The following is an 11,432-nucleotide window of genomic DNA, read 5'->3' as shown; positions in this document are numbered from 1 at the left end:
ATCCTTTAAATGATGTAGCACACGTCGGCGCGGTCCTGTGATGGCGCGCCCTCGTGCATGAAACTGTCCCAGCCCAGGCGCCCTGCCGCGCCAACCTGGCCCAGCGTGGTGCCGGCAACATCCTCGCCGCGCAGCACCAGCCGGATCTCGTATTCCAGCGACACGCCGGTGAACATGGCCAGCAGCTTTTCCAGCGCCCGGGCCGCGCTGCCGCCCGGCAGGAAGGCATTGAAATCGTCGCGCCGCAGCGGCCCCACCGTCAGCCGCAGGCGCAGATCGCGCTGCCAGACGCGCGTGCCCGCCATGGCCGTCATGCCGAGCTGCGCATGGATGCCTCCCAGCGCCGTAAGCTGTTCACGCGGTACGTCATACCAGCAGCCGATAAACTGCGTCGCGGCGACCTGCACGTCAAAATATTCGCCCAGAACGCGCGCGATCATGGACGCCGATGCCGGCTTGTGGCGCAAGGCTGCGGCGAAGAAGGCCAGCGATTCATCGCGCACGCCGCCCTGTTGCAGGCGCTGAGTGAGCGACGGATTACCCAGTCCGCCCAAGGCCAGCAGCAGAGGCAGAAAGCGGTCATGGCGGTCGGCCTGATACTTCAGCGCCAGCCGGTATTTACGCCACGCTTCGTAAAACAGCGACAGCGAGCGAGTAGAGAAGGCATCAAGGAAGGCCCGTGGCCCATCGTCCTTTTCGTACAGCTGGTGGGCGGCAATCGTTTCCGTGTAGTGCGCGGGCAGCGTGCCCGAACTGCCGAGGAAGCCCATGAAATTGGGCGTCATGCGCAGATATTGCAGCTGGCGCGATGCCAGCGCTTCGGCCAGGGCCGGTGCAGTCGGCAGGATTTCGCGCGGCTCCGGACGCAGCGCCTCAATCTGGCTGGCAGGGAAGGCCAGCGAGACGGGATTCTGGAAGCGCAGGAAGTTCGCCACCGCACCTTCCTGCGGCGCGCCGTGCCGCTTTAGCCACAGCTCGAGCATGCGCACGGCCTGGAAATACTGAAAGCGGTAGGGTTCGGCGAACAGGCGCTCGATTACAGAAGGCTCAAATCGCCGCTTCGCGGTGTGCATCGCAACAGCTCCTCTCCCGACTTGGCGGCCACGATGACCAGTTGCGTGAAACTGTTGGCATGCACATATTGCCCCAGGAAGCTTTCAATGATGTGGGCAAAGGCGTGGATACCGCTGCCGACGAAAGCTTCCTCATCGACCTCCAGCCGCACTTCCATGCCGCGCACCAGGCAGGCAAAGGGATTCCCCGGCAGCCACGCATTGGCGGGCTTGTAGGCGATGGCAGTCAGGCCACGGATCTGGCGCTGGGTGGCCGGGGACCGCGGCAGGTCATACAGGGTCAGCATTTCCTGGAACGCTTCCAGTCCGCTGCCGGACAGCGACAAGTGATTCAGCGACAGATGCGAGATCAGGCGCCAATGCGCACTGCCTTCGCGACCGAAGCGCTGCGACACGGTCGGCTTGCGCAGGAAGCTGATGCTGCGCACACTGGAACCGCCCTCCATGAACAGGTCACCGCCGCGCACACCGTAAGCCAGGGAAGCAGGCAGGTCGCGGTTGGTGCATGTCAGCTGCAGGCTCAAGGTGTCGGTTTCGACCGCAGCCGGATCGAAGTCGATATCGACAATCGTTATTTCCGCTTCGTAGCCCGGGCTTTTGTGCGCCATCTGTTCGTCGCGCCGCATGACCCAGTAATGGCCGTTCTTTTCCGGCGCTTCGCCATGACGCAGCGAATAGAAAGGACGAAAAGCGACTACCGATTCACCTTGCGGTCCCTGTCTCACCATGCGCACCGATTCGATGGCATGCACCTCGTAGGCATAAGCACGGCGTGCATCGGCCAGTACCGGGTAGCTGTCCGAAGTATGCGTCAAGCGGATCGGCTCCCCGCGCTGGCGGAACAGGTTGACCACGGGGGTACAACCAAGCAGCAGATTGTTTGTCGAGAGCGTGGCCAGCATGCGCGCCACGTTCGAATCGCTGCGCAGGCCGGACATGGCCAGATGCAGCGTGACCTTGCGGCTGCCGGGCGGCAGCTGGCTTCGCAGCAGCCGCAAGTCGATGTCGAAGAAATTGAATTTCTCCGGGAAGCAGAAATATTCGGTCAGAAGACGGTAGGCGCTGTGCGAGCGCGCGGGAAAATCGATCAGGGCGTCCTGCTCCGCAAAGCCCGCCGGTGTAACGGGAATGCGCTCCAGAGGCAGCCAGCGCCCCTCATGCTCGGCATAGGCCTTCACCGTTCGCATGAACAGTGCATCGCGCAGTGCGGCGCAGAAGGAAGGCTCGCCATCCATGAAGACGCGCAGCGATGACACTGTGGGTTGTGCCAGCGTCGCCTGCTCCGCCGTTGCCTCAATGGTGATGCTCAGACTGGCCCCGGCGCCAGGCGGCAGCTGGACTGCTTCCGGCGCGTTGATCAGCGACGCGAAAGCCGCATGGGTCAGGGCCAGCGGCGCCACGGTGACCGGATAAGCCGTCCGGAAAGTGCACGCCACGCCGTTGACGGGGCGCGTGGAGAGTGCAGTGCCGCGCGCGATTTCGGTGGCGCTGGTCAGTTGCGCAGCGGCCGCTGCGTAATCCATGCGCGCAATGGAACACGACGGGAACGGCCGCAGGTAATGCGGATAAAGCACCTCAAACAGGGCTTCGGTAAATTCGGGATAATCATCGTCCAGCCGTTTGGCGATGCGTGAATTGAGCAGGGCAAAGGACTGGATCATGCGTTCGATGTGCGGATCTTCGCACACCTCGCCGCCAATCATCAGGCGGCCCGCAATCTTGGGATAGCGCTCGGAAAATTCGCGCGCATAGCGCCGCAGGAATCCTAGTTCGCGCTCGTAATATGGCAGCAACTCTTCCAAATCATGCTCCCGGCAGCGCCGCGCGGCGTGCCTTGCTTATCGTGTAGTGCAGGCTGGACGGCTGCAGCACCGCGTCGAAATTGACCGGCTCATGCGCCTCGTTCAGCACCAGCAGCGCCGTGATGGCGAAATTAAGCCGGTCAATGGCGCCCTCCTGAATCTCCAGCGCGGCACGGACCTGCCGCAGCCGGGGCTCATGCCGCGCGATGGCACGTTCCAGGCTCTGGCAGATGTGAGTGCGGTCATCGATGCTGGCGAGCGACAGGCCGGCAAAATCGTTCAGGCCATAGCTGGCGATCGAACGCGCACACTCGGGATAGCGCTTCAGCAAATGCTCAGGCATGACAGTACGGGTATTCAGCAGCGCTTCCAGGTCGCGCGCCACCGCATCCTTCATTTCTTCCAGGGACAGGCGCATTACCGTGGCGCTGCCGGCGCCAGGCGCCAGCAGCCGGTCCAGCAAGCCCGGTGTGAATCCCCTTTCCGCCATGCCCGCGCCGCCTGTCAGGCTACTTTATTGGCCGACAGGTCCCAGCCGCCGGAGGTGTTGCCGCCCGCGCCGCCGTTGACTTTCTGCTGGGTGTACTTCCACTTCACCTTGGAGTATTTCAGGGACACATCCTCACCCAGGATGTCGCCCGGACGAACTTCCGGCGCCACGCTGGCGATCAGCACGTTTTCCAGTTCGATCTCGAAATACTTGATACGCTCGCCCTGGCTGTCGGCGCGCATGAACTCCAGCTTGGCCTTCGGCAGGGTTTTACCGGAGGAGCAGTTCTGCAGCAGCAGCGGCGAAGACAGGTCGGCCATCTTGGAGAGCAGGATGTCGCGATGCTCGGTGCGCTCGGCGGTGTGGCCGCCGCCAGTGGATGCGGTAGCCGACTTCGGCTGCAGCACTTCCCACTGTACGGAGCGGACTTCGATCCAGTCCTTGTGCGCGGTATCGGTCGACTCGCCTTTGATGCCGTCGATTTGCAGATAAACGTCGATTGCCATTTTCTTCCTTTCAGGTGTTTAGGTTAGGACTTGGTCGATTGCGGGAGCTCCGCGACCAATCGGAGCGAGACGGACAACTCATCGAGCTGGAAGTGCGGACGCAGGAAGGACACCGCGCGGTACACGCCCGGACGTCCGGGGACCTCGGATACCTGCACCGAGGCCTCGCGCAAAGGGAACTGCGCCTTCTGCTCCTGGCTGGCGTTATCGTCCAGCAGCACGTACTGGGTCAGCCAGCGGTTCAGGAAATCTTCCACATTGGAGGCGGCGGCAAAACTGCCGATCTTGTCGCGCATCATGGCCTTCATATAGTGGGCGATGCGGGACACGGCAAAGATGTACTGCAACTGCGACGACAGCACGGCATTGGCGTTGGCGGCGTCGCTGTTGTATTTCTTCGCTTTCTGCGCCGACTGGGCACCGAAGAAGGCGGCATAGTCGGTGTCCTTGCAGTGAACCAGGGAGATGAAACCGAGGTCGCTCAACTCCTTTTCGCGGCGGTCGGTGATGGCGATCTCGGTTGGGCACTTCAGCGCCACCTCGCCCTCATCGGTCTTGAAGGTATGGGTCGGCAGGTCTTCCACCAGGCCACCGCCTTCAACGCCGCGGATGGCAGCACACCAGCCGAAGTCTTCGAAGGCGCGCGTCAGGCGCACGCCGAAAGCGTAGGCTGCGTTACACCACAGGTATTTCTGGTGGTCGGTACCGTCCACGTCTTCCACGAAATTGAAGCCTTCCACGGTGGCGCCGTCGGCCGGGTTGAATGGCAGCCGGCCCAGGAAGCGCGGCAGGGTCAGGCCCACGTAGCGCGCGTCTTCCGATTCGCGGAAGGACTTCCACTTGGCATATTCCACGGTGTCGAAAATCTTGGACAGGTCGCGCGGCTTGCCCAGGTCGGCATAGCTCTCCAGGCCGAACAGCTCGGGCGATGCAGCGCTGACGAACGGCGCGTGGGCGGCCGCTGCCACATGCGACATCTGCTCGATGAAATACATGTCTTCCGGCTGGCGTGTGACTTCGAAGTCGCCGATCAGCGCACCGAACGGCGCGCCGCCAAAGGTGCCGAATTCTTCTTCATACACCTTGCGGAACATGGCGCTCTGATCGAATTCCAGCGCGCTCTGGAAGTCCTTCACCAATTCCTTCTTGGTCGCGTTCAGCAGCTTGATTTTCAGGCCGGTGCCGGTGGCCGTGTTTTTCACAAGGTAATGCAGGCCAGTCCAGCTGCTTTCCAGCTTCTGGAATTCCGGCGCATGCATGATGGCGGACAGCTGATTCGAAATCAGGCGATCCAGTTCCGCCACGCGGGCGTCGATGGTGGCCGCCAGGTTATCGGACACCACTACGGTACCCGCCATCACCTGCTGCACCAGCTCGGAAATGATGTCGCGCGCACGCGCATGCTCGGTGCTGGATTTAGCAACCTTGCTTTGTTCGACGATCTGGTCCAGCAGGTTGTTCTCGGCAGTGGCCAGGCCACCCTTTGCGTTCAGTTGGGCCGACATCTCACTCCCCTTTCACATTCTGCTGGCCCAGTTCAGCCAGTTTCTCGGTACTTTGCAAAACCTGGTTCAGCAGGTCTTCCAGTTTGTCGTTGCCGGCCAGCTTGTTGCGCAGGTCGGCCAGCTTGTTGCGCGCTTCCAGCAGCTGGCGCAGCGGCTCGACCTGCTGCACCACGGACTCGGGACGGAAGTCGGCCATTGAGCGGAAATGCAGGTCGACGCCAAAGCGCCCCTCGCCACTCAACTCGTTCGGTACCTGGTAGGCCGCGCGTGGTTCCACGCCTTTCAGCACCTCGTCGAAATTGTCGCGATCAAGATTGACGAACTTGCGTTCCTTCAGGCGCTTCTGCTCCACTTCCGAATTGCCGCCGAAGTCGCCGACTACGCCCAGCACGAAAGGCAGCTCCTTGTTTTCGATGGCGTCGCCGATCTCTACGTCGTAGGTCATCTGGACCCGGGGCGGGCGGATTTTCTGCAGGCGCTTCTGGACGCTTTGGCTCTTGGACATGACTTCTCCTTCTTTCAACGAGGGGTTACTTCAAGGCGCCAAAGGGATCGGCGCTGGGATTGGAGGCGGTGGTTTTCGTCTTGCGTCCACCGGACTTGGCAGGCGCCGCGGCAGCCTTGGGGGCCGGCGGCACCAGCACGGTTTCGCCCAGGCTTTCGCGCAGCAGCTTGGCCAGGTCCTGCGATTCGGTGCGGATCGATCCGGACAGATTATTCTGGCGGCTCAAGTCCCCCAGCGCGCGGGTCGACAGGCGCAAGCCGCTGATGGCGATGATGCTGTTGGCCAGCTGGTCGCTCGGATCGCGCACCAGGATTTCCTGTGCGCCCATGATGGCTTCCCCATACTGCCCTGCGTCATAACGGGTTTGGGCGATGCGCACCCAGGGCTGCTTGTCTTCCGGATAGTTCTGCGCCGTTTCCTTCCACAGCGCGAGCGCCTGCTCGGTCTTGCCGGCAGCCTGCGCCTCGCTGGCCCTGGCAAGCAAGTCTTCAATCTTGGGTTTGACCGGCACCGCCGCCACCTTGGGCGGCTCCATGGTCTGGCAGGCGCTCAGCACGAGCGAAAATGCTGCGACGCACAATAAACGCAGCGGCGTGACGCTTTTCTTCATGACTAACCTCGTATGGACACGGAGATATCGAAATTGCAATTATTATGATTAGCGCAACACTATCAGAGAAAAAATATTACCTGCGCACAATTGAATCTATCCAATTCTCACACCCCTGCGCACGATAGCGCCTGTAGCTACAGGCTTTTCGCAAAAATGTTATTGTTCTTACAGTTGAAAAATGGCAATGAATAAAGAGGTCCAAAATGAGTAGCAAGGTCTTATGGGGGGAAGGACTTTTCCTGCGTCCCCAGCATTTCCAGCAGCAGGATCGCTATCACGAACATCGTGTGCATTGCAGCGTGAAAGCTGCTCATCCATTCGCCTGGGGCGTGGAACGCGTGGCCATCGACCATGAAGCGCTGGCCAGCAACCGTCTGCGATTGCTCGACCTGGCGCTGATCTTCCAGGACGGTGAACTGGTCGATGCCCCCAACAGCGATGACCTGCCGGATAGCGTGGACCTCAGCCAGTTGCAGCAGTCGCAGCACAGCGTCACCTACTACGCCGCCCTGCCCGCCTTCAAGCATTTCGGCGGCAACTTCACGCCCGCAGGACAGCCGGTGAACGGCGCGCGCTTCGCGCAGGCCAATGCCGACACACCGGATCTGTACACGCAGGCTGCGCGCGCCGAGCTGGCCTACCTGAAAAAAACGGTGCGCCTGCTGGCCGATACCGAGCCGCGCGACTCCTACGTGAGCTTTCCCTTGCTGCGCTTACGGCGTCTTGCCACCGGCGGTTTCGAACTCGACCCCACTTTCATCGCGCCAAGCGTGAGCGTACGCAGCGCGCCGCCGCTATTCCAGCAATTGCGCCGCCTGCTCGACGCCTTGCAGGCCAAAGTCAGCGCGCTGTATGGCCACCACCGTGAACCGAGCCGCAACTTCATCGAGTTCCGCAGCGGCGACATGTCCACCTTCTGGCTGCTGCACACGGCCAGCAACGCATTCGGCTCGCTGTCGCACTACTTCCATAATCCCGAACTGCATCCGGAGCGGCTGTACGAACAGCTGCTGTCGCTGGCCGGTTCGCTGATGACCTATTCGCGCAGCTGGTCGCTGGCCGATCTGCCGCCTTACCGGCACGACGATCCCGGCCCGGCGTTCACACAGCTGCATATGATCATTCGTGAGCTGCTGGATACGGTCATCTCGTCGCGCTACTTCGCCATCGCCCTGACGCAGCCGAAACCGTCCTACTTCCACGGCATGCTCGATTCCGGAAAAATCGACGAGCGCACGACCTTCTACCTCGCCGTGCAGGCAGATATGCCCGCTGTGGAAGTGGTGGATGTGGTGCCGCTGCGCTTCAAGATAGGTGCGCCGGATGACGTCGAGAAGTTTGTGCTGTCCGCCATGCCCGGTGTGCGCATCGCGCATGCACCGCAGGTCCCGGCCGCTGTGCCGGTGCGCCCCGATTGCTGCTACTTTGTGTTGGACGGCAAAGGCGCCATGTACGAACGCATGCTACAAGCCCAGTCGATCTCGATCTATGCGCCGTCCGGTATGCGCGACCTGCGCCTGGAACTCATTGCAGTCAATTCCTGATCCAAGGTGAACATGAATACGATCGCCCCTCCCTCCCTCGTCGCCAGTGCAGCGGCCGCACCGGTATCGGACGCGCACGCCACGCTGCTGGACCTGATGTATGACGGTTTCTATGCGCTGTTCATGCTGAAGAACGGCAGCGGCCCGCAGGACAACGCCGAGTTCCAGCCACGCATGACGCGCTTCCTCGACGACTTTGGCCGCAACGCCCGCAAGAGAGGCGCTTCAGCGGACGATATCGATGCCGCCAAATATGCCTTCAGTGCGGCGGTGGACGAGATTATCCTGCGCTCCTCCTACCCGATCCGTGACAGCTGGGAGCTGAAGCCGCTGCAACTGGCACTGTTCGGCGACCAGCTGGCCGGCGAAAATTTCTTCAATCGCCTGGAACAGCTGCGTGCGCACGGTGCCGAACATCTGGAAGCGATGGAGGTATTCCATATGTGCCTGCTGCTGGGATTCCAGGGCCGCTATATTCTGGAGGGTTCGGAGAAGCTGGGCTACCTGACCGCGCGCCTCGGCGACGAGATCGCCCACCTGAAAGGCAAACGTCCCGGCTTCGCGCCGCATGCGGAGCGTCCCGACAATGTGATCCATAAGCTGCGCAGCAACACGCCCCTGTGGACCATGACGGCTGTCTTCGCGCTGGTGTGCATCGTGGGCTACATCGGGCTGCGCACTTCACTGACCCGCCACACCGAACAGCAGGTGCAAGCCTACAACGACGTTGTGCGCATGGCGCCCCGCCAGGCCAACATCACCATCACATTGCCGTGATGGACCGCTTGTTCGGCACAGGCCTCAGCCAGCAGGGTCGCCTGCTGACGCTCGCCAGCGCGCAGGCTTCAGACCTGCCGGAGTCGCTGATGGTCCAACGCTGGCAGGGCCGCGAGGGCGTCAATGAGCTGTTCCGCTTTGATGTCGATGCGCTCAGCACATCGGCCGATGTCACCCTCGGCCAGTTCATCGGCAGGGAGCTGACCGTGCGTCTGCTGCAGCCGGACGGCAGCCGCCGTGCGTGGCACGGCCTGTGCACGGATGCGCGCTGGCTGGGCGCCGATGGCGGCGTGGCGCGCTACCGCCTGCGGCTGGAACCGGCCCTCGCGCTGCTGCGCCTGCGCCGCGACAACTGGATCTTCCATGAGCAATCCGTGCGCGACATCGTGCAGGAGCTGCTGGCCGATTATCCGCAGGTACGCCTGCAATTCGACGTGACGCAGGAACTGGCGCCGCGCGCCATCTGTACGCAGTACCGCGAGAGCGACTACGAATTCCTGTGCCGCATCCTGGCGTCCGAAGGCCTGAGCTGGCGGTTTGAACACGACCAGTCCGATGATGAGGCGCCGGATGGGCAATCCCGCCACCGCGTCGTGATCTTCGACAGCCGCGCCGCCCGCCCGGCGTCCGGCGCACTGCGCTTCCATGGCGTGCGCGCAACGGGGCCGGATGACGCGATCGACCAGTTTGCAGCGCGCCGAGCAATATCGGCGAACGCCGTCAGCATCGCCGGCTGGGAGCCCGCGCAAGTCGCCGCTCCCGCCGCCGAACGGTCCAGCAGCCTTGATGCAGGCGAGCTGCCGGCAATCTCCGTGTACGACGGTAGCGCAGAACGTCACTACACTGCAAGTGGTGCGGCCGATGCCCACAGCCTGCTGATGCTGCAAGCGCTGGAGCTGCACAACAAGATGTTTGCAGGTGAAGGCTCGGTGCGCCGCCTGACTGCGGGCCACACGTTTTCACTGACCGGCCATGAGCAGCTTGAGGCAAGCGAATTCACAACGCTTTGGATTGAACACGATGCGCGCAACAACTTCTCGCCGGCCTTGAAGAGCACGGGCGGCGTGGAGCCGGGCACGTACCGCAACCGCTTCGGCTGCGCGCGCGCTGCGGTGCCGCTGCTGCCTGCTGCGACGGCACTACGCATCCGTGGCGCCACGCTTGGTCCGCAAACCGCGCTGGTGGTTGGCCTGCCGGGCGCCGTCAGCACCACGCAACGCGACCACCAGGTGCGCGTGCGCTTCCCATGGCAGCGTGACGAAGTGCCGGACGAGCGCTGCGGCACCTGGGTGCGCGTCGCCGAGGCATTGTCAGGTCCCAACTGGGGCACCCAGTTCACGCCGCGCATCGGCACCGAAGTGCTGGTGGATTTCATTGAAGGCGATATCGACCGGCCGGTGATCGTTGCGCAGCTTTATACGGGTAGCGATGAACCACCCTTTTCCGCGGGTGTCGATTCCACGGCGAATCACGCGGGCGTGATCTCAGGCATCCACAGCCGCAATTTCGACGGCAGCGGCTATAACCAGTGGATACTGGACGATACGCCCGGTCAGTTGCGCATGCGCCTGGCCAGTAGTACGGCCGCCAGCCAGTTAAATATGGGCTACCTGGTGCAGCAATCGCACGCGTCGGCGACGCGCGGCGCGCATCGAGGTACCGGTTTCGAACTGCGCAGCGACGCCTGGACGGTGCTGCGCTCAGGCGAAGGCTTGCTGATGACGACCAGCATGCGCCGCGCACAGGGTCCTGGCGTCCAGTCCACGCAGCTGGAAGCGGCAGATGCGCTGGAACGCCTCAAGGCTGGCAAGAAGCTGGCGGACGACCTGGCGGCTACCGCAAAACAACAGAACGCCCTGTACAGCGCCGGCGCGCTGACCGAGCATGAACAGCTGATCAAGCAGATCGATCCGCAGCAGGACGGCAAATACAGCGGATCACTAAACGGTCAGTCTGCCTTGCGCGCTGCGGACGGCTCGCGTGAGACAGCGCAAGGCCGGCCCGTAGAGCGCTTCGCCTCCGCCATCATTGCAGCCGACAGTGTGGACAGCATCAACCTCGCCACGCCCGCATCGACGCTGCTCTACGCAGGCGAACAGCTGCATTGGACTGCCGGCTCCGACCTGCACCTGGCCGCGCAGCACACTTACTCCGCCGTCTCCGCCAACGCCACCGCCCTGTTCGCCCGCGAAGGGGGCATCAAAGCCATTGCCGGCAGCGGTGCCGTTTCGCTGCAAGCGCACACCGGCGAACTGGAAATCCTGGCGGACCAGGAAGTAGTGGTCGTTTCGGTCGACGACAGCATCGAGATCAAGGCCAACAGGAAAGTGGTGCTGCACGCCGGGGAATCCTCAGTCGTACTCGAAGGCGGCAATATCACCTTCAGCTGCCCGGGCAACTTCACTGTGAAGTCCGGCCAGCACGCCTTCCTCGGCGGAGCCTCACAAGCTGCGGCGCTCCCCGAGCTGCCAGGCTCGCTCGCCACCATGAATAGTTTCATCGCCCAGGACTAACGCGACGCAGACGCCGATCCGATCGCCGGTATGAAGTACCAAATCACATTTGAAGGCGGCCCGGTCGTCTCGGGTCAACCCGACGACAAGGGCTTCGCGCGCCT

10 protein-coding genes are annotated in these 11,432 nt (G+C 62.6%); 3 read left to right on the top strand and 7 right to left on the bottom strand.

Annotation, left to right across the window (positions count from 1 at the left end; genetic code table 11):
- Nucleotides 1–5: 5 nt before the first annotated feature.
- From tssG to AB4Z19_RS16490, 7 genes are read right to left on the bottom strand one after another with little or no spacing between them, the layout of a single operon-like run.
- Entirely contained in the window at nt 6–1,073 is a 1,068-nt protein-coding gene (gene tssG, locus AB4Z19_RS16520; protein ID WP_442026278.1) for a type VI secretion system baseplate subunit TssG, read from the bottom strand.
- Nucleotides 1,037–2,875 (bottom strand): type VI secretion system baseplate subunit TssF, encoded by a 1,839-nt coding sequence (tssF, locus tag AB4Z19_RS16515; RefSeq protein WP_442026279.1) that lies wholly within the window; start codon nt 2,873–2,875, stop codon nt 1,037–1,039. The genes tssG and tssF overlap by 37 nt, the downstream gene beginning before the upstream one ends.
- Nucleotide 2,876: 1 nt before the next feature.
- Nucleotides 2,877–3,365: a type VI secretion system baseplate subunit TssE gene (tssE, locus tag AB4Z19_RS16510; protein WP_442026280.1), complete on the bottom strand. Its 489-nt coding sequence runs from the start codon at nt 3,363–3,365 to the stop codon at nt 2,877–2,879.
- A 14-nt stretch (nt 3,366–3,379) separates the two neighbouring features.
- Nucleotides 3,380–3,871: an Hcp family type VI secretion system effector gene (locus tag AB4Z19_RS16505; protein ID WP_442026281.1), complete on the bottom strand. Its 492-nt coding sequence runs from the start codon at nt 3,869–3,871 to the stop codon at nt 3,380–3,382.
- A 23-nt stretch (nt 3,872–3,894) separates the two neighbouring features.
- Nucleotides 3,895–5,376, bottom strand: a complete 1,482-nt coding sequence (gene tssC / locus AB4Z19_RS16500; protein ID WP_442026282.1) for a type VI secretion system contractile sheath large subunit — start codon at nt 5,374–5,376, stop codon at nt 3,895–3,897.
- A gap of 1 nt (nt 5,377) precedes the next feature.
- Nucleotides 5,378–5,881: a type VI secretion system contractile sheath small subunit gene (gene tssB / locus AB4Z19_RS16495; protein WP_442026283.1), complete on the bottom strand. Its 504-nt coding sequence runs from the start codon at nt 5,879–5,881 to the stop codon at nt 5,378–5,380.
- Between the two features lie 25 nt (nt 5,882–5,906).
- Complete coding sequence (locus AB4Z19_RS16490) at nt 5,907–6,491, bottom strand: tetratricopeptide repeat protein (RefSeq protein ID WP_442026284.1); 585 nt, start codon at nt 6,489–6,491, stop codon at nt 5,907–5,909.
- Between the two features lie 206 nt (nt 6,492–6,697).
- On the opposite strand from AB4Z19_RS16490, the gene tssK reads away from it, so the two are divergent.
- From tssK to AB4Z19_RS16475, 3 genes are read left to right on the top strand one after another with little or no spacing between them, the layout of a single operon-like run.
- Nucleotides 6,698–8,038: a type VI secretion system baseplate subunit TssK gene (gene tssK, locus AB4Z19_RS16485; RefSeq protein WP_442035627.1), complete on the top strand. Its 1,341-nt coding sequence runs from the start codon at nt 6,698–6,700 to the stop codon at nt 8,036–8,038.
- 12 nt (nt 8,039–8,050) lie between these two features.
- Nucleotides 8,051–8,815: a type IVB secretion system protein IcmH/DotU gene (icmH, locus tag AB4Z19_RS16480; protein WP_442035626.1), complete on the top strand. Its 765-nt coding sequence runs from the start codon at nt 8,051–8,053 to the stop codon at nt 8,813–8,815.
- On the top strand, nt 8,815–11,328 hold the full coding sequence (locus AB4Z19_RS16475; RefSeq protein ID WP_442027279.1) for a type VI secretion system Vgr family protein: 2,514 nt from the start codon (nt 8,815–8,817) through the stop codon (nt 11,326–11,328). Before icmH ends, AB4Z19_RS16475 begins: the two co-directional genes overlap by 1 nt.
- Nucleotides 11,329–11,432: the final 104 nt, after the last annotated feature.

The sequence above is a fragment of the Pseudoduganella sp. RAF19 genome (assembly GCF_052114165.1).
Lineage (GTDB): Bacteria > Pseudomonadota > Gammaproteobacteria > Burkholderiales > Burkholderiaceae_D > Rugamonas.
The sequence above is the reverse complement of the archived record's forward strand: the minus strand, read 5'-3'. Positions and strand labels throughout refer to the sequence as shown.